Origin of the sequence: Micromonospora sp. WMMD987 (assembly GCF_029581435.1) — a bacterium.
GTDB lineage: Bacteria > Actinomycetota > Actinomycetes > Mycobacteriales > Micromonosporaceae > Micromonospora > Micromonospora rifamycinica.
Map to the genome: position 1 here is coordinate 2,460,049 of NZ_CP120861.1, position 17,969 is coordinate 2,478,017.

Consider the following 17,969-nt stretch of genomic DNA (forward strand, 5'->3'; position numbering starts at 1 on the left):
CCGGATCGGCTGGCGTGCCGGCGTGCTGGCGGTGGTGGATCGGCCGGCGTGCGGCGGTGGGCGGTCACCGGCTGCCGCGACCCGCCAGCGCGTCCGTGCCGGCGGGGGAGTCCGCCGCGCGGGCCGGCTCGTCTGGCGGCGTGGCCGGCTCTGGCTCGTCGACCGGCGTGGCCGGCTCCGGCGGGGTGACCGGTACGGCCGGCTCCGGCTCGTCGAAAGGCACGGCCGGCTCCGGCGCGGTGACCGGGCGGCGCAGCCATCCGGCCAGCCGGTGCGCCTGGCGCAGCACGGCGTACGCGAGATAGTCGTCCCGGCCGACCAGCCGGTGCTTGAGCCCGGCCACGCCGCCCGGACGCGGGTAGCCGCCCGGCGGCAGGTGCCGACGGTAGTGCGCGGCGACCCGGTGGAAGAACCTCCGGCGCAGGTGCGGGTGCAGCCGGCCGTCGTTGCCGACCACCACCAGCATGTGGTTGACCATCAGGGTGAACAGCTCACCGCGCAGCCGCTGGTCCGGATACCGCCGGGCCACCCAGTCGAACAACCGGTCGTACTGGTCGAAGGCGTCGAAGTGGCGACCGCTGCGGGTGGAGGTGATCGCACCCTGCCGGCCCTGCCGGTAGAGGTAGCAGATCCGGTCCAGCACGGAGATCCGTTCCGCGCCGATGAGCAGCGGGTTGCTGAACGGGATGTCCTCGTACCAGCCGGGGTGGAAACGCAGTTCCAGGTCGTCGAGGTAGGCCCGGCGGACCACCTTGTTCCACGCGGTGTGCTGCACCCGCAGCAGCCCGGGGCGGTCGGCGAGGCGGACCACCCCGGGGATGCCGCGCAGCAGGTGACTGCTCGCGTCGACCTCCCGTCGGCCGTCGTCACGCACCCGCAGGTGGTCGAGCATCAGCACGTCGGGGCGGTGCGCCCGGAGCCGGTCCAGCACCGCCGGGACGGTGCCCGGCGGCAACCAGTCGTCGCTGTCGACGAACCAGACGTACTCCCCGGTGGCCACGTCCAGGCCGGCGTTGCGGGCCGGTCCCAGCCCGACGTTGCGGTCCAGGTGCACGACGCGTACGCCCGGATGGGTGGCCGCGTACGCGCGGAGCAGCTCGCCGCACCGGTCCGGTGAGGCGTCGTCGACGGCGACGATCTCGACCGTGCCCGCCGCGTCGGCCGGGACGTCCGTACGCACCGAGTCGAGGCACTGGTGCAGGTACGCCTCCACCCGGTGGACGGGGACGACGACGCTGAGCAGCGGGGCGGGCGCGGGCTGGTTGACCACCCCGCCACCCTGGTGCACGGGCATGGACGGCCACGGAACGTGACGTATCCGGTGGAGATGGAGTTGCTGAACAGCGACCGAGCGGCAGGTTAACGGCTCAGGATCCGCCGTACCGGTGCGGGAACCGCCCGCTTGACCCGCGCCCGCAGCCGCTGCTCCCGCAGCTCGCGCACGTCGTCGCCGAGGGCGGCGTTGCGGTCCCGGAGCCACTGGATGCGGGCCAGCAGCTCCTCGGGCGTGGACGCCACCGCCGGTCGGACGGCCGGCGGGAACCGTGTCTCGCGGACCTGTGCGTCGAAGCGGGCCGCGCTGTCCCCGTCGTCGAAGGCGTTGCCCAGGTCGTGCCGGGCCAGGAAGGCCCGCATCACCTCGTAGCGGGCCCGGTGCCCGGTGTTCAGGGCGGTGTAGTCGGCCTCGGCGTAGAGCTGTGCCGCGTCCACGTCGGCCGGCACCTGGCTCATCAGCCGGTGCGGGATGTCGAAGTAGCGGGCCAGTTCCAGGGTGCGCGAGTCGTGGGCGAACAGGTAGCCGGGGGTGCCGGAGACCAGCGCGGTGATGGTGCCGTGGATCCGGGTGCCGAAGGCGAAGTCGAAGCCGGCGAGGTAGTCCATCCAGGTCCACGGATCGAGGAACATCCGTACCTTGTCCTCGGTGAACAGCGGGTGCGAGGTGTGGATCGGGATGGCGCTGGTCTTGCCCCGGTCCTCGGGGGCGTCGCCGTAGAGCAGGGTGCCCAGCGTCTTGAGGTCCTGGGGGAGGTAGCGCAGGTTCGGGTAGCGGGCCTGGTGCGAGGCGATGATCTTCGCCATCGACTTGACGTACGGGGAGACGGTCAACGCCACCCGGGCGTCGGGCGTCAGGGTCGCCGCGGTCTTCTCCACCCGGAGCCGGTCGCCGTGCAGGAACATCGACGGGCAACCGATCACGTCGACGGCGGAGAAGCCCAGGGTCTTCAGGTACTGCGCGGTGATCTCCCCGCGCACGCCGATGCTCGGCCCCCGGTCCAGCACCGCCCGCACGAAGCGGGTGACCACGTCGTCGATCGGACGCAGGTACTCCCGGTCACCGGTGACGTCGGTCTGTACGCCGACACCGAGGACCACCACCGGGATCTTCAGCCGCTCGACCAGCTTCGTCATCAGCTCGACGCGGTGGGCGTAGCTGCGCCGGAAGGCGTTGGCCAGCGGGATGACGTACACGTCGTGCTGCTCGTTGATCCGGTCGACGTCGCGCAGGTCCACCTTGAACTCGGTGGAGGTGATCCGCGCGGTGGAGGTGCGCAGCAACTTGTGCGCGGCGTGGCTGAAGACCAGGTTGCCGTTGTTCTCCCCGATCCAGTTCCCCTCGTACGCCTCCTCAGGACCGCGTACGTCGAACGGGTCCTTCTTCGCCCGTATCAGGATCCGCTGGTGCACCAGTCTGCTCCGTTCCTCGTCGGTCGGGCGTGCCTCCGACGGGCCGCCGACCCCCACCCACGGGTACGTCGGCACCGGGGGGTTCCGCGATGTTAGGGCAGTGGAGGGATTTCGTACACCTTCCGCACATCCGTACCACCCCGGCGCGTCACCGGGGCCGGGGTGTGCCGGTAGGGTGCCCGGCGTGACCAGCGTGCCCACCACCGCGTCCCCGGCGTCGAGCCGGCTGCCGTCGCTGACCGGCCTACGGTGGATCGCCGCCATGCTGGTCTTCGGCTACCACGTCGGCACCATGCGGATCGTCACCCAGCCGGACGCCAAAGCGGTGGTCGACTGGTTGTTCACCCTCGGCCTGTCCGGGGTGCAGTTCTTCTTCATCCTCAGCGGCTTCGTGCTGGTCTGGTCGACCCGGGACGGCGACCGGCGGCGGGACTTCTGGCGTCGCCGGCTCGCCAAGATCTACCCCAACCACGTGCTGACCTGGGCGGCGGCGCTGCTGGTGATGTGGTGGTTCGCCGACCCGGTGGTGCCCCGCGCCGCGCTGGAGAACCTCTTCCTGGTCCAGGCGTGGGATCCCACCCCGGGCTACTTCTACAGCATCAACAACGTGAGCTGGTCGCTCTCCTGCGAGCTGTTCTTCTACCTCTGCCTGCCGCTGGTGCTGCCGGCGATCCGGCGGGCGCACTCCGGCCTGCTCTGGGCCGTGGTGGTGGCGGTGCCGCTGGTGATCCTGGCACTCTGGCCCGGTCAGGCGTTGCTGCCCGAGGGCACCAACTGGTGGTTCACCCAGGTCTTCCCGCTGGTCCGGTCCACCGAGTTCTGGCTGGGTGTGGCCGCTGCCGAGCTGCTGCGCCGGGGCCACTGGCGGGGCCCCGGCCTGCCGCTGGCCAGCCTGCTGTTCGTGGCCGTCTGGGTGGTGGCGCACTGGATCCCGGCCGAGATGTGGGCGGCGCTGCTGTCGGTGGCGTACATCCTGGTCATCCCGGCGGCGGCCCGCGCGGACGTGCAGGGACACTGGTCCCCGTGGCGGCACCGGACCCTGGTCTGGCTCGGCGAGGTGTCGTTCGCCTTCTACCTGGTGCACGTGCTGGTGATGATGACCGTGCTGCGGCTCACCGGGCACTGGGGGGTGGGGCTGCCCGGCTGGTCGGGGCCGCTGGCCGTGCTCGGCTTCCTGGTGGTGAACCTGGCGTTGGCCGCCGCCGTGCACCGCTGGGTGGAGACCCCGATGATGCGCCGTCTCGCCCCCCGCCGCCGCCCTCCACCCGCTCCCGCCGCCCCCGCTCCCGCCGGACCGGCCATCGTGCCGGGGCCGAGGGCGGCCGACGGCGGACGTCCCGTCGAGTACGTCGGGCCGCGCGACCCGCGCTGACCCCGCCGGCACCCGCCACCCCGCCGGCACCCATCACCCCGCCGGCACCCGCCACCTGATCGGCGCCCGCAACCACCGGCACCCGGCAGCCGCCATCCCACCGGCAGCCGCCACCCCGGGCGGGGGTCGACAGCGGCCGCCCGCAGCGATCGGGCTTCCTCCGGCGGACGCGACCGGGTCCACCATGGTGGGCGCGGCGACACGCCCGGCGATGCTGCGGGCCGGTCACCCCGGCGGTAGCGTGGTCACGTGTCCCCGGTCGCGTCCGTCAGTCCCCTGTGGTGGGTCGCGCGCGGGATGTCCCGGCTCCTGACCAGCCTTGCCGTCGCGCTCGCGTTCGCCGCCGCCGGCCCCGGGCTACCCGGCCCCGCGCTGTTCGAGCCGGCCGCGACCGCCCTGGCGCTCGACGCGTCCCCGTCCTCTCCCGCCGCCCCGACCCCGGCCGCCCCGGTCGGCAGGCCCGACGGCGTCCGCGCCGGTGACCCGGCGGTCGAGTGGACGACTGCGGCAACGGGGGAGCCGGTCGATACCGTGGCACTCACGGTGCCGGTCACCACCGCGCAGAGCCGGCCGGTGGCGGCCCTGGCCACACCGCTAGGGCGGGTGCCCGCCGCCACTGCCGGCCCCCGGGCACCTCCGGCGGGCTGACCCGGCCCGCACGGGGCCGATCCGCCCGTGCCGCACCGACGACGAACCTCACTCCGCACCGCCCGGCCGGTTCTCTCCGCAACGGTCCCGCCGCCGGTACGGCCTCCGCTTCCGCAACCCGCCCACGAGGTGTCGACCGTGAACACCGTGCTCTCCCAGTTCCTGATCGAGGTCCCGACCGCCACCGTGATCTGGTCCCTGCTGCTCGTCCTGGCCCTGACCGGGCTCGCCGTCCTGGTCGCCCGCCCCGAACCGGACCGGACGACCGACCTGGCCGCCGACGGCCCGCCGTCGGACGCCCCGCCTCCGCTCGCCGATCTGCGGCGCTACGCCGAGGAGGTGGCGGTGGCCGCTTCCGGGGCCGCCCAGACCGCCCGCCGTCGCCGGTCCGCGTGGCTGGCCGCGCAGGACGCCCTGGACCGGGCCTGGCAGGCGTACGACGAGGCGGACACGGTGGCCCGTCGGTTCGCCGGTGCCGGCGCACTGCCCCGCCCGCGTACCCCCCGCACCCCGATCGAGTACGCCGACCGGGAGCGGTGGTTGCACCAGGAGGCGGTGGCGGCGCACTGGCGGGGGGAGCTGTCGGTCGAACGGCTGCGGGACGTCTTCGCGCACCGCGACGGGTGGGATCCACGCCGGCACCCGGTGGAACACGAGGTGATGCTCGCCCGCGCCGTCCGCGAGGACCGTCGTACCGCGTACCGGGCCGCGGCCGGGTGGGAGCGGTTGGCGTGGCGGGACGCCGAACTGGCCGCCGAGGCGGCCCGGTCGCTGGCCGTCGAGGCGTACGCGGCGGCGCAGCGGCTGCGACCGGCCCGGATCCCGTCGCCCCGCCCCGTGACGTCGGCGGCCCGGCTGCCCCTCGCCGCCCGCTGGCGACCTGCCCGGGTGAACTGAGGTCGAGCGGTCGCGGGGGATCGACTCGGCCCGGCGACAGGTCGGCGGCCGAATCGTTACCTGTCGGTTGTGGTCGGCGTCACCCCGGGTAGGGATTCGGACACCGGGTCACAGTCGGTGACATCGAGCGTGGCGATCACCGGGGGTTACCGGCGGCCCGTCCGGTTCGCGCCCGGACGGGCCCGGACGCACCATCGGACCCGCTGCGGCAGGTCGGTGCCCGAGTGCCCCGGAAGACAGCTCGCCGGAGGATGTTTACGCAGCTCACAGGGGTTGGCGAGGGGAAAACCGACCAGTAGTGTCGCTGCGGTCCGGTGCGGTTTCCGATCGCCGAAGGTGACGCCGTGCCGACCCGCTCAATCGTGCGAGTCACGAACCGGGGACCCACACGCACCACTGGGGTGAATCGCCGGGCCACGGCCCGGGGTAGGGCGATCTTCCCGCCCGAATCCGTCAGCTAACCCGGTCGGCGGCAGCGGAAGGAGTTCCCTGCTCGTGCAGCATGACCCGACCCCCTCGGTAGTTCCTCCACCTCGGTGCCGGGGCACCGCCGGACCGTCGCGCCCGAAGCGCTGACCCGGCCGTCCGCCCCGCCGCCCGGCCCCTGTCGGGCGGCCTCCGCCGATCCGTCCGGCCCCGTCCGGGCGGTCCCGACCGCACCAGCGGCCCCTCCGACCGATCCGCGCGTGGCGTAGCCCGCCGCGTGCCGGTCCGGCGTGTCGCCGCCTCGCCCCGTGGAGGAACACCCCGTGAAGCATCACATGAAACGTCAGCTACGCCGCCTGACCACCCAGCGTCCGTACCAGGTGGTGGTCGGCTCGGCCGCGGTCCTCGTCCTGACCACCGGTGCCGCCGCGCTGGCGGCCGGTGTCGCCGGCGCCCCGACCGACCAGCCGCGTTCGACCGCCGTCGTCGCCGAGCCCGCCCCCCGTCTCGACGATGTCGCCAGCCGGGCTCAGGCCCGGGTCGCCGTCCCCGTTCCGGCGAGCCCGTCGGTCACCCCCACGACCAGCCCGTCAGCGAGCCCCACGCCGTCGCCGCGGGCCACCCGGGCGAAGGCCCGGCCCACCGCCGACCCGGACCTGGCCCGCCGGGTGGTGGCCCCGAAGCCGCCGTCGTCGAAGCTGCTCCGCTACGACTACCAGGCCCAGACCACCTACTACTACTGCGGCCCGGCTGCGGTGCGCAACGCGCTCAGCGCAGCCGGCATCGAGCGCGGCCAGGACGACCTCGCCGCCCAGTTGGGTACCACCGAGATGGGCACCAACTCGGCCGAGGACACCACCCGGGTGCTCAACGCCGTGGTGAAGGGCGACCCGTACCGGACCCGGATGTTCGCCGGCACCCCGAGCGACGCCCAGGTCGAGCGGCTGCGGGCCGACGTGGTGGAGACGGTCGCCGCCAAGCGGGCCGTGGTCGCCAACGTGGCCGGGGACGTCACCGACCTCGACGGTGGTTGGCACTCCTTCCCCGGCGGCCACTACGTCGCCGTGGTGGGATACCGGGACAACGGTCGCACCGTGCGGATCGCCGACTCGGCCGACCCGTCGCTGCCGGCGTACTGGGTCGGCGTGACCACCCTGGCGAACTGGATCGCCACCCGGGGCTACTCGGCCTGACCGACGCCCCACCCGCGAACCGGACCGCCCCGGCCGCCCGACCCCGGGCGCCGGGGCGGTCCGCTGTCGCAGGCCAATCCCGCCGGCGGACGAACGAGGTCGGATCCATGTTCCAGTGGCATCCGGCGCTCGCGATGCCACTCGACCATGGATCGAGCGTGATCTTGCCGAGGGAGACGCGCGGGGGGCGCGCGGGCGCGGGCGGGGGGTCAGGGGCGGGCGCGGGCGGGCGGGAGGTCAGGGGCGGGCGCGGGCGGGCGCGAGCGGGCGGGCGGGAGTGGGGGCGAGTGGGAGCGGGCGGGATGTGGGTCAGGGGTGGGGGGAGAGGGTGGCGGTGTTCCGGGCGGTACGCGGGGTCGGCGGGTTCCACTCCGGCTCCAGCTCCCGCCGGGCGGCGTCGAGGAAACCGTCGGCGTACGAGTCGGCCGGGAAGTCACCCAGGTAGCGACGGCGGGTCTGCCAGCGGGCCGCCATCAACGGGTCGGTGTCCAGCAGCCCGGCCAGCACCTCGTCGAGGTTGGACATGTCCCGGCGCAGTACGTAGCCGGAGGCGGCCAGCGGGAAGCGGGCCACGAACTCGTCCCCGTCGACACCCAGGTCGGTCACCGCGTACGGCTTGCCCGAATAGAGGTAATCCGAGATCACCCCGGAGACGTCGGAGATCAGGGCGTCGGAGCGGTTGACGCAGTCGGTCAGGCTCAGCTCGCGGCTGGCCGCCGCGCCCCACAGGTGCTCCCGACCGGTGCGGGACCGGTCGGCGGCGAGCAGTTCGGTGAGCCGGGCCAACTGCCGGGCCGAGGCCGGATTCTGCCCGGTGTACGGGTGGGCGCGCAGGATCACCGTGGCGCCCCGGTCGAGCAGCCGGCGCAGCAGCGGCTCGGCCACCGGCAGTGAGCAGTAGTTGGCGTCGGCGTGGTGGCCGGTCCAGGTGGGGGTGTAGAGCACGGTCGGGGCGGTGAGCGGACGGGCTTCCTGGCGTACCTCGATGCCCTCGACCTGGGGTCGACCGACCACGACGAACTTCTCGGCGGGGATCTCCACGCCGGCCCGCGCGTACCGCTCGATCGCCGCCGAACCGGCGACGAAGATCTTGTCGAAGATGGCCGAGACCGGGTTGGCGCTGGGGGCCTTGTCGCTGTCGCCGTGGTGCAGCTGCACGTGGGTGAGCTGGGTGAACCGGATGCAGTGGCTGTTCTTCGCCCCGTGGTTGACGTAGAACGCCACCCGTAGGCTGGGCACCAGCGCCTCGTCCATCGCCTTCAGGGTGGGGCAGTAGACCACCGGGGCGCGGGTGGCGGCGGCGATCGTCGGCAGGAACTCCGGCTCCCGCAGCAGCACCAGGAACGGTCGGCCCAGCCGTTCCAGGTAGGGCAGCCACATGGTGACCTGGTACTCCGAGCCGGGCGGAGCGGAGAAGTAGAGCAGGAACTCCGGCTGGTGCGCCCGCAGCGCCCGGGTCACCGGGCTGCCGCCGCCCGCCGGCCGGAACCGCCGCCGGGCCAGGTCCAGGCCGACCGCGCCGCAACCGACCGCCACCACCAGCACGACGGCCAGCGCGACCACGGCGGGCAGGGCGAGGGCGGCGGCCACCGCCACCACCGCGAGCAGCCCCAGCAGCACGCCGTCGAGCCGGGCGGCGACCAGCGGGGTCCACGTCCGTACCGGCAGGTTCGCCGCCCGGATCTCCAGGTTGCCGGCGTCCCGCAGCGGCCCCACCAGCAGCACCAGGCCCAGCAGCGCCAGCGCGGTCAGCGCCAGCACCGGGTCGAACCCGTCGTCGAGCCGACGGGTGTAGCCGACCAGGACGCCGGCGGCCAGCAGCACCGTCTCGGCGACGATGTCGGCGTCCGGGCGGACCCGGCGTTCGTAGCCGGCGGCGGCCAGCGCGGCCACCGCCAGGGCCAGGCCCCAGCCGGTGGCCCCGGTGAACGCCACCACCAGGAAGGCGACCACGGCCAGGCCGGTGGTCAGGCACCGCGCGATCAGTTTCCTGACCAGGTCACCACGCATGTCACACCGTTTCCGGGGTCGGGGTCAGCCGGCGTCGACGCTGTCGGGCAGCCGGTCGTGCTCGGCGGCGGTCGGCTGGGCCGGCACCGGGGCCGGCTCGCCGGGGGCCCGCCGTACGTCGATCACCTGGCCGGTGAGGTCGGAGATCAGCACGTCGAGCGAGGACTGGGCGACCGCCTCGGCGGCCAGCAGGGTGTGCTCCGGCTCCTCACCGAACGCCTTGGTGCGCATCGGGGTGGCGGTGCGCTCCGGGTTGATGCAGTTGACCCGCACCCCGAACTCGGCCCACTCGTCGGAGAGCGCCTGGGTCAGGTTGACCAGCGCCGCCTTCGTCGACGAGTAGAGCGCGTACTGGGCCCGGCCCCGGGTGTAGGAGCTGGACGTGTAGAGCAGCAGTTGGCCCTTGGTCTGCTGGAGGTACGGCAGGGACTGCCGGGCGGCGATCACCGGCCCGACGAAGTTGACCTGGAGCACCCGGTCCATGGTCTCCTCGTCCATCTCGGCCAGCGCGCCCTTCTCCAGGATGCCGGCGGTGACCACCACGTGGTCGATCCGGCCGGTGGCCTCGAAGGCGGTCTTCAGCGCGGCCTCGACGTCGCTGGTCTGCTCGACGTGGGTGCCGGTGCTGGAGCGGCTGAACGGGAAGACCTGTGCGCCGTACCCCCGGGCCAGCTCGGCCAGGTCGTGCCCGATGCCGTAGCTGCCGCCGAAGATGACGATCGTCCGACCGGCCAGCTCCTCGGTGTAGCTGCGGTGCGACAGCCGGGGGGCCTGGGCGGCGGCGAGCTGGAACAGCTTGTCGGCCAGGTGCACGTCGACCGGGTGGGTGACCTTGATGTTCTCGTCCGACCCGTCGATCACCTTGATCGGGGTGCCGGGCAGGTAACGCAGCACCACGCCGCAGTCGTCGGTGGCGGCGAAGTCCGGGTCGCCCTCGGCCCGCCGGTACGCCTCCCGGATGGTGCCCGAGCGGAACGCCTGCGGGGTCTGCCCCCGGCGCAGCCGGGACCGGACCGGGATGTCGGTGATGCACTCGTCCTCGTCGACCTGGATGATCGTGTCGGCCGAGGGGATGGCCACGTCGACGGCGGAGTAGCTCCACAGCGCGTTCACGCACTCGCGGACGATCCGGGCGCTGACCAGCGGGCGGACCGCGTCGTGGAAGAGGATGTTGACGTCGCCGTCGCCGACCGCGTCCAGCGCGATCCGGGTGGTGGCGTTGCGGGTGTCGCCGCCGGAGATCACCTTGCTGACCTTGCGGAAGCCGGCCTTGTCGACGATCTGCTGGGCGTCGGCGACGTGGCCGGCGGCCATCAGCACGATGATCTCGTCGATCTCCGGGGCGGCCTCGAAGACGGCCAGGGTGTGCTCGATGATCGGTTTGCCGGCGATCTTCAGCAACTGCTTCGGGATGCCCAGGCCCAGCCTGGTCCCGGTGCCTCCGGCCAGCACCACCGCCACCGTCCGCGAGGGCCGCCACGGTGCCGGGGTCTCCGGTGTGGCGTCCGGGCCAGTGGTGTGGTCCTGCGTCATTGCCGATCCTCACTCTCGGGATGTCTGCACCTGTTCCGGGGGTCGCCCTGAACGGAAGGTTGCGCCAGCGTGGCGACGGGATGAACCTTAACGCGCGGACCGCGCCGCCCCACGGGACGACGCGGTCCGTCGGGCACCGGGTCGATGCCGTACGTGCGCCCGGAATACTACTTGCCGTTGGCGAATGCCTCGTACGCCCGGATCACCTCGTCCGTGGGGCCGTCCATCCGGATCAGCCCCGACTCCAACCAGATCGTCCGTTCGCAGGTGTCGCGTACCGAGGAGAGCTGGTGGCTGACCAGGAAGACCGTGCCGGCCCCCTCGCGCAGTTCCCGCACCCGCTGCTCGCTGCGCTTGCGGAAGCCCTTGTCGCCGGTGGCGAGCGCCTCGTCGATCAGCAGCACGTCGTGCTTCTTGGCGGCGGCGATGGAGAACCGCAGCCGGGCCGCCATGCCCGAGGAGTACGTCCGCATCGGCAGGCTGGCGAAGTCGCCCCGCTGGTTGATCCCGGAGAACTCGATGATCTCCGGCGTCATCCGGGCCACGTCGTCGGGCTGCATCCCCATCGCCAGGCAGCCCAGCGTGACGTTCCGCTCCCCCGACAGGTCGTTGAGCAGGGCGGCGTTCACCCCGAGCAGGGACGGCTGGCCCTGGGTGTAGACCGCGCCCCGGTTGACCGGGAGCAGCCCGGCGATGGTCCGCAGCAGGGTGGACTTGCCGGAGCCGTTGCTGCCGATCAGGCCGATCGCCTCACCCCGGTACGCGGTGAAGGAGACCCCCTTGACCGCGTGCACCTCCTGGATGTTGGGCGCGGAGGAGCGCTTGACCAGCCGGCGCAGCGCGGCCACCGGTGTGCTCCCGCCCCCGGCGCCCTTGTGCACCCGGTAGATGACGTGCGCGTCGTCCACCACCACGGTGGGGATCCGCTCGACGACCCGGGGCAGGGTCACGGTGACGTCGTTGGACGTCTCGTACCGGTCATCCACGGCCGTACTCCTGTTCGCCGCGCCAGAAGTAGACGTATCCGGCGATACCGCCCAGCAGCGCCCAGCCCGCCGCCACCAGCCAGAGCTGGGTCAACGACTCGTTGAGCAGTGGCGCCTGCTCCAACAGGGCGTACCGGGCCAGCTCGATGTAGACCAGGATCGGGTTGAACTGGATGAGCGTCGAGGCCCACTCCGGCAGCCGGTCGAACAGCTTGACGCTGTAGAGCACCCCGGAGCCGTACATCCAGGTGCGCAGGATGAACGGCATGACCTGCTTGAGGTCGCTGGCCTTGGAGCCCATCCGGGCGACGACCATCACGACCCCGGCGTTGAAGGCCGCCTGGAGCAGCAGGGCCGGCGGCAGCATCAGCCAGCCCAGGGTGAGTGGCTCGCCGGTCACCAGCACGATGCCGATCAGCACGATCATCGAGGCCAGCAGCTGCTGGAACTGGGTCAGCGTGGCGGCCAGCGGCAGGCAGGCCCGGGGGAAGTGCAGCGCCCGGATCAGTCCCAGGTTGCCGCTGATCGACTGGGTGCCGGCCAGCACCGCGCTCTGGGTGAAGTTGAAGATGAACAGCCCGGTGGTCAGGTACGCGATGAAGTTCGGGATGGTGTTCTGCCCGAGCACCACGCCGAAGATCAGGTAGTAGACGGCGGCGTTGGTCAGCGGGGTGAGCACCTGCCAGATCTGGCCCAGCTTGGCGTTGCTGTACGAAGCGACCAGTTTGGCGTTGGCGTACGCGGCGGTGAAGTGCCGGTAGGCCCACAGTCTGCGGCTGTACTCGGTCAGGGAGGGGCGCTCGCCGGCGACCCGTAGTCCGTGCCGAGCGGCCAGCTGCGCCTGGGTCAGGCCCGTTTCGGGGTCGACCAGCGCGGTGGTGGCCATGGGAAGGGCGCTCCGATCTTTCGTACCAACGGGATGCGCGCGACGATGGATTCGGTGGGCTGGCGCGGTGCCGGGGCAGCCTCGTCGCTGCGTGGACGGTAGTCCATAACACGTCGGGACGCAACCGTACCGTCGTTGCGCTACATTGGCCCACGTGACAGGTGCGAAGAGTCCCCGATGACCAGCGACAAGAGGCGTGCGCCGGCCGGTGCGGCGGTGCTGAGGGGCGACATCACCAGGGCCATCCGTCGTGCGCTGATGCAGGAACTCGCCGCGGTCGGCTACGGGCGGCTCTCCATCGAGGCGGTCGCCCGGCGGGCCGGGGTCGGCAAGACCGCGATCTACCGGCGGTGGAGTTCGAAGCTGGACCTGGTGATCGAGACCGTGGTCGCCGCCGCCGGCAGCAAACTGCCGGCGTTGGACACCGGCAGCCTGCGCGGCGACCTGACGTTGCTGTTCCAGCTGGTCGCCCACGCGCTGAGCCATCCGTTGGCCTCGCAGATCATTCCCGACCTGCTCGCCGAGGCGGCCCGCAACCCGACCATCGACGAGACCCTCCAGCAGCTGCTGCGGGCCAAGCAGCAGGAGATCGGCGGACGGCTGATCAGTCGCGCCGTGGAGCGGGGTGAGCTGCCCGCCGACACCGACGCCGACGCGGCCGTCGACCTGATCGTCGGCCCGCTGTACTGGCGGCTGGCCATCGCCCGCACCCCGCTCACCCCGACCTACCTGGACCTGCTGGTGGAATCGGTGGCCATCGGGCTGACCGCGAACGGCACGGTGCCCCGGCAGCGGGAGGCGCCGGTGCCCCGGTGACCGGTTGCGCACCCCACCAGGTCACCTCCGCGACACCGCCACGCCGCCCACCGGCCGTCCCCGCAGGGCGGTTGCGGTTACCCTGCTTTCCGGACCGCAGCCGGGCGGCCGTCGCGGACCGCCGCCCGCCCGCCGCCCGACCCTCGCGCACCGTACGACGACAAGGACGAACCGTGCCGAACGCCGACCCCGTTGCCGTCGCGCCGCCGCCCCCCGCGCCGCCCTCCGCCGCGCCGGCCGCCGGCCGACCGCAGCCCGCACGTCGACTGCGGTCGGCGCTCGCCGCCGCCCCGGCCGTCGTCACCGACGCCGGGGTGCTGGGCTTCGCGCTGTGGACGGTGCTCTACCACGTGTCGTTCCTGTTCGACCTGCGCCCGTCGGTGACCTTCCTGAGCTGGCTCGCCTGCTGCGTCCTGCTGGCCGGGCTGGCCGGGGTGCGGGCCGTCCGCCGCAGCCGCACCACCGCTCCGGGTGCCCCGACGATGCCGGCCGGCGGCGACACCACCCCGACCGCGCCGGCCGGCGGCGACACCACCCCGACCGTGCCGGCCGGCGGCGACACCACCCCGACCGTGCCGGCCGGCGGCGACACCACCCCGACCGTGCCGGCCGGCGACACCGCGTCGTCCGGTGGGACCGGCCAGCCGCGTCGTTGGCTGCTGCCCGTGATCGCCGCCGGGGTGGTGGCCGCCGTCACCGCCGGCCTTGCCGGCACCCCGGCCGGCGACGTGCTGTCCTGGTGGATCCCGGCCGCCGCCGGTGCCGCCGCCGCCATCGGGACCATGCTGCTCACCCGCCGGGCCTGGCGGGCCGACGAGGCGGCCCCGCCCGCCCCGCCCCGCCCCACCGCCGGCCAGGCCGGGTACGCGCTGCTGGTCTCGGCCGGGGTGGCGATCTCCTCGCTCTACCTGGCCCGCAACACCCCGGACGATGTCTACTACGTCGGCAAGACGGTCTGGGTGGCCGAGCGTGACCTGGTGCCCACCAACGACTTCCTGTTCACCGAGAACGTCGCCCCGGCGATGGGCTCGCTGCCGCCCACCCCGTCGATCGAGGTGTTCGACGGCGCGCTCGCGCACGTGCTCGGCATCCACGGCGCGTCCGCCACCTGGTACCTCGCGCTGCCGGTGATGGCGGTGCTGGCCGTCCTGGCGCTGTGGCGGCTCACCCACCGGTGGGCGCCGCGCCGACCGGTGCTCGCGTTCAGCGTCGCGGTGACCTACCTCTACCTGGTGGCCGGCTCGGACGCCGCGCTCGGCACCTTCCACCTGCCCCGGCTCTACGAGGGCAAGGGGATGTTCGTCTCGGCGGTCATCCCGCTGATGTGGCTCTACCTCACCGAGTGGTTCGACACCCGGTCCCGCCGATCGCTGCTGCTCGTCTTCGCACTCTCGGTCACCGCTGCCGGTCTCACCACCACCTCGGCGATCATCCTGCCGATGCTGGTCGGCGCGGCCGGGCTGGCGATGCTGCTGGTCGGCCGGTGGAAGGACGCGGTGGTCGGCGGGCTGGCCGCGGTGGCGTACCCGGTGGGGGCGATCGTGGTGTCCCGGCTGGTGCTGGGCGGGATGGACGCGGCCGGCGCGGACGACGCCTTCTTCGACGCCGAGTACACCTACCGGCGCACGCTGCTGGTCGGGATCGTCGGGGTGATCAGCGGCCTGGCGCTGTGGTGCGGCCCGCTGCTGGCCCGCCGCCGCACCCCGGCGCTGCTGGCCGCCGGTGCCGCCCTGGTGATGAGCGTGCTGCTGGTGCCGGGCGTGCTGGAGACCCTCGGCGCGCTGACCGGCATCTCCGTGGTGCTCTGGCGGGTGCCGTGGCTGCTCGCCCTGCCGACCCTGATCGGCCTGCTCTGCACGGTGTCCGTCCCGTCGCCGTCGCGGCTGCTGCGCGGTGCGGTCGGTGCCCTGGTCGCCGCGGCGATGGTCACCTCGTTCGCCGTCTGGGCCACCCCGATGTGGTCGCCGGACAGCTGGGTGGAGACGCACACCCGCCCCACCTGGAAGCTGCCCCAGCAGCGGCAGAAGATCGCCTTCTGGATCGCCGGGCAGGACCGGCCGGACGGGCTGGTCCTCGCCCCCTCGACGATCATGCGGACCTCACTGATCGTCACCAGCCGGGTCCGGGTCGTCCTGCCCCGCGACTTCTACCTGGTGGAGTACGACCTGAACTCCGATTTCGCCAAGGACCGGCTGCTGCTGGCCCACTTCGCCGACGGGCGGGAAAAACCCGACCGGGAGCAGGTCGGCGGTGCCGTGGAGCGGCTCGGCGTGGGCACCATCTGCGTCTACGACGGCAACCGGTACGCCCGCGACATGGCCGTCGAGCTGGGCTTCGAGAAGCTGGCCAGCCGCCCCGGGCCGGGCGCGACGACCTGCTACGGCCGGTCGGGCTGAGCGACGGACGTCCGGTGCCGCCCGGGAGGTATCGTCGCGTCTGCCCGAAATGGACCTGGATACCCGAGCGACACCGGGACGTCCGCTCACGTTAAAGTCGCAGTCACCCGCAGGCCGCTCGGTCGGTCGCGGTGCTGCGGTCACGCCCGTCGGACGACGACGACGCAGACCGTCGGGCCCCGCCCGTCATCGATCTCGTAGGGAGCGTCCTCCTTTGTTCGGCACGTTACTGGAACGCACCGGCACCGCCGCCCGAGGCGCCCTGCTGGTGCTGTCCTACCTGGTCATGCTCGTCGCGGGCGGCTTCGGATGGGTGGCCCTGTTCGCCGTGGCCGGGCTGGTCGCGGTGGTCGGCGAGTACGCCGTCACCCGCTGGTCGCCGCCCTCGGAGACGCTGCTGGAGAAGGTCGGCCTCAACCGGGGCTACCGGCAGCTGAGCCGTGACCTGGCGACCGTGCTGCTGGTCGCCACCACGGTCCCGCTCACCCGGGCCGAGCTGACCTGGCTGCTGGTGCTCCCGGCGGCGGTCTGGGTGATCGCCGTCTTCGCGGGCGCCCTGAACACCATGATCGACCGGCGTAACCCGGTCTCCGCGCTGGTCCGCAACATCGAGCTGGGTCCGATCCGCTCGGCCCCCCGCCCGCCGGGCTGGATCGCCGACCTGGCCGGCGTGCAGCTCGCCGTGCTCAACGTGCTGCTGATCCCGGCTGCCGTGGTGTCGGCGGTCCGCGTCGACGCCACCCCCGTGCTCGCGGTCGCCGCGGTGGCCGCCGGGCTCGCCGCGCTGATCGGCGCGGTGGTCGCGGTGACCTGGCTGCGCGGCCGGGGCACCGGCAAGAGCCCGGTGCTGCCGGTGCTCCAGCGCTGGCTCGACGGCTACCGTCCCGAGGTCGCGCTCTACTTCGCCGGCCCGGCCAAGGACGTCTACCAGGCCAACATGTGGCTGGCCCCGACCGAGGCGCTGGACCAGCGGGCGGTCGTGCTGATGCGCAGCAGGGAGGCGTTCTTCGAGCTGGCCGACACCCGGCTGCCGGTGATCTGCGTGCCGACCGGGCCGGACTTCATGAACCTCGAACTGGGCACGGTCCGGGCCGCCCTCTACGCCGCGAACGTCGGCGCGAACATCCACATGCTCCGCGAGCCGGGTATGAAGCACGTCTTCGTCGGCCACGGCGACAGCGACAAGCAGGCCAGCGTCAACCCGTACAGCAAGGTGTACGACGAGGTCTGGGTCGCCGGCCTGGCCGGCCGGGAGCGGTACGCGCGGGCCGCGGTGGGCGTCCGGGACGACGACATCGTGGAGATCGGCCGGCCGCAGCTCGCCGGGGTGCACACCTTCGGCTCGACCGCCCCCGACCGGCCGTTCACCGTCCTCTACGCCCCCACCTGGGAGGGCTGGCTGGACGACGACCCGTACCACACCTCGCTGGTGCTGATGGGGGAGCGGATCGTCCGGGGTGTGCTGGCCTCGCCGCAGGTGCGGCTGGTCTACAAGCCGCACCCGTTGACCGGCTCCCGGTCCAAGGAGGCCAAGGCGGTGCACGAGCGCCTGGTGTCGCTGATCCGGGCCGCCGGTGGCGACCCGGACGCCAGCTCGCTGGACGGCCCCGGACACCGGGTGGTCACCGGCCGGGTGCCCGCGCTGTTCGACTGCTTCAACCAGACCGACCTGCTGGTCAGCGACATCTCCAGCGTGGTGTCCGACTTCGTGCAGAGCCAGCGGCCGTACGTGGTGGCCAACCCGAGCGGGCTGCCCGAGGACGAGTTCCGGCGGGAGTTCCCCACCTCCCGGGGGGCGTACCTGCTCTCCCGGGACTGCGGCGAACTGCCGAAGATCCTGGCGCTGACCCGGGCCGGCGACGACCCGATGACCGAGGCCCGGCGGGAGCTCAAGACCTACCTGCTCGGCCCGGCCGAGGCCAACCCGATGGACCGGTTCCAGGAGGAGATCGGCCGGCTCTGCCGCTGACCACCCGGGGCACGGGACCTGGGACGACCTCTCGTCCCAGGTCCTGTTCGTCGTCCCGGCCGTCCCGGTGGTCGGCCCGGAAGGGCACCCATCGTCCGCTCCGGGGTTCCCACCGTTTCCTCCGGCCCGGCGTTTCTGCCACGATGCGCTCG

At 73.0% G+C, this 17,969-nt stretch carries 13 protein-coding genes and 1 riboswitch; of the genes, 7 read left to right on the forward strand and 6 right to left on the reverse strand.

The window, feature by feature from the left end; translation table 11 throughout:
* Window positions 1-64: 64 nt before the first annotated feature.
* Together O7612_RS10565 and O7612_RS10570 are read right to left on the reverse strand one after the other, a co-directional pair.
* Entirely contained in the window at window positions 65-1,294 is a 1,230-nt protein-coding gene (locus O7612_RS10565; RefSeq protein WP_282272654.1) for a glycosyltransferase, read from the reverse strand.
* 65 nt (window positions 1,295-1,359) lie between these two features.
* Window positions 1,360-2,685, reverse strand: a complete 1,326-nt coding sequence (locus O7612_RS10570) for a polysaccharide pyruvyl transferase family protein (protein ID WP_282273874.1) — start codon at window positions 2,683-2,685, stop codon at window positions 1,360-1,362.
* Between the two features lie 184 nt (window positions 2,686-2,869).
* Between O7612_RS10570 and O7612_RS10575 the strand changes: the two genes are divergently transcribed.
* From O7612_RS10575 to O7612_RS10590, 4 genes are all read left to right on the forward strand, one after another.
* Window positions 2,870-4,057: an acyltransferase gene (locus O7612_RS10575; protein ID WP_282272655.1), complete on the forward strand. Its 1,188-nt coding sequence runs from the start codon at window positions 2,870-2,872 to the stop codon at window positions 4,055-4,057.
* A gap of 249 nt (window positions 4,058-4,306) precedes the next feature.
* Window positions 4,307-4,705, forward strand: coding sequence for a hypothetical protein (locus tag O7612_RS10580; protein ID WP_282272657.1), 399 nt, complete (start codon window positions 4,307-4,309; stop codon window positions 4,703-4,705).
* A gap of 138 nt (window positions 4,706-4,843) precedes the next feature.
* Window positions 4,844-5,602: a hypothetical protein gene (locus O7612_RS10585; protein ID WP_282272659.1), complete on the forward strand. Its 759-nt coding sequence runs from the start codon at window positions 4,844-4,846 to the stop codon at window positions 5,600-5,602.
* Between the two features lie 343 nt (window positions 5,603-5,945).
* Window positions 5,946-6,089: riboswitch (cyclic di-AMP (ydaO/yuaA leader) on the forward strand.
* 262 nt (window positions 6,090-6,351) lie between these two features.
* Window positions 6,352-7,221 (forward strand): C39 family peptidase, encoded by an 870-nt coding sequence (locus O7612_RS10590; protein ID WP_282272661.1) that lies wholly within the window; start codon window positions 6,352-6,354, stop codon window positions 7,219-7,221.
* Window positions 7,222-7,530: 309 nt separating this feature from the next.
* On the opposite strand, the gene O7612_RS10595 is transcribed toward O7612_RS10590, so the two are convergent.
* From O7612_RS10595 to O7612_RS10610, 4 genes are all read right to left on the reverse strand, one after another.
* Entirely contained in the window at window positions 7,531-9,231 is a 1,701-nt protein-coding gene (locus O7612_RS10595) for a CDP-glycerol glycerophosphotransferase family protein (RefSeq protein WP_282272663.1), read from the reverse strand.
* 24 nt (window positions 9,232-9,255) lie between these two features.
* Window positions 9,256-10,764 (reverse strand): bifunctional cytidylyltransferase/SDR family oxidoreductase, encoded by a 1,509-nt coding sequence (locus tag O7612_RS10600; RefSeq protein ID WP_282272665.1) that lies wholly within the window; start codon window positions 10,762-10,764, stop codon window positions 9,256-9,258.
* Window positions 10,765-10,931: 167 nt separating this feature from the next.
* Window positions 10,932-11,750, reverse strand: a complete 819-nt coding sequence (locus tag O7612_RS10605; protein ID WP_067303417.1) for an ABC transporter ATP-binding protein — start codon at window positions 11,748-11,750, stop codon at window positions 10,932-10,934.
* Window positions 11,743-12,636, reverse strand: coding sequence for an ABC transporter permease (locus O7612_RS10610; RefSeq protein ID WP_067303420.1), 894 nt, complete (start codon window positions 12,634-12,636; stop codon window positions 11,743-11,745). Before O7612_RS10610 ends, O7612_RS10605 begins: the two co-directional genes overlap by 8 nt.
* A 177-nt stretch (window positions 12,637-12,813) precedes the next feature.
* On the opposite strand from O7612_RS10610, the gene O7612_RS10615 reads away from it, so the two are divergent.
* From O7612_RS10615 to O7612_RS10625, 3 genes are all read left to right on the forward strand, one after another.
* Window positions 12,814-13,452, forward strand: coding sequence for a TetR/AcrR family transcriptional regulator (locus O7612_RS10615; RefSeq protein ID WP_282272669.1), 639 nt, complete (start codon window positions 12,814-12,816; stop codon window positions 13,450-13,452).
* A gap of 173 nt (window positions 13,453-13,625) precedes the next feature.
* The gene (locus tag O7612_RS10620; protein ID WP_282272670.1) at window positions 13,626-15,848 is read left to right on the forward strand and encodes a DUF6077 domain-containing protein; all 2,223 of its coding nucleotides are present in this window, start codon (window positions 13,626-13,628) and stop codon (window positions 15,846-15,848) included.
* Between the two features lie 214 nt (window positions 15,849-16,062).
* Window positions 16,063-17,817, forward strand: a complete 1,755-nt coding sequence (locus tag O7612_RS10625; protein WP_282272671.1) for a CDP-glycerol glycerophosphotransferase family protein — start codon at window positions 16,063-16,065, stop codon at window positions 17,815-17,817.
* Window positions 17,818-17,969 lie beyond the last annotated feature (152 nt).

Bases quoted from the DNA above. Each gene is read 5' to 3' on its own strand.
- O7612_RS10595 (WP_282272663.1), bottom strand. From the start codon at position 9,231: ATGCGTGGTGACCTGGTCAGGAAACTGATCGCGCGGTGCCTGACCACC.
- O7612_RS10615 (WP_282272669.1), top strand. From the start codon at position 12,814: ATGACCAGCGACAAGAGGCGTGCGCCGGCCGGTGCGGCGGTGCTGAGG.
- O7612_RS10600 (WP_282272665.1), bottom strand. From the start codon at position 10,764: ATGACGCAGGACCACACCACTGGCCCGGACGCCACACCGGAGACCCCG.
- O7612_RS10610 (WP_067303420.1), bottom strand. From the start codon at position 12,636: ATGGCCACCACCGCGCTGGTCGACCCCGAAACGGGCCTGACCCAGGCG.
- O7612_RS10565 (WP_282272654.1), bottom strand. From the start codon at position 1,294: ATGCCCGTGCACCAGGGTGGCGGGGTGGTCAACCAGCCCGCGCCCGCC.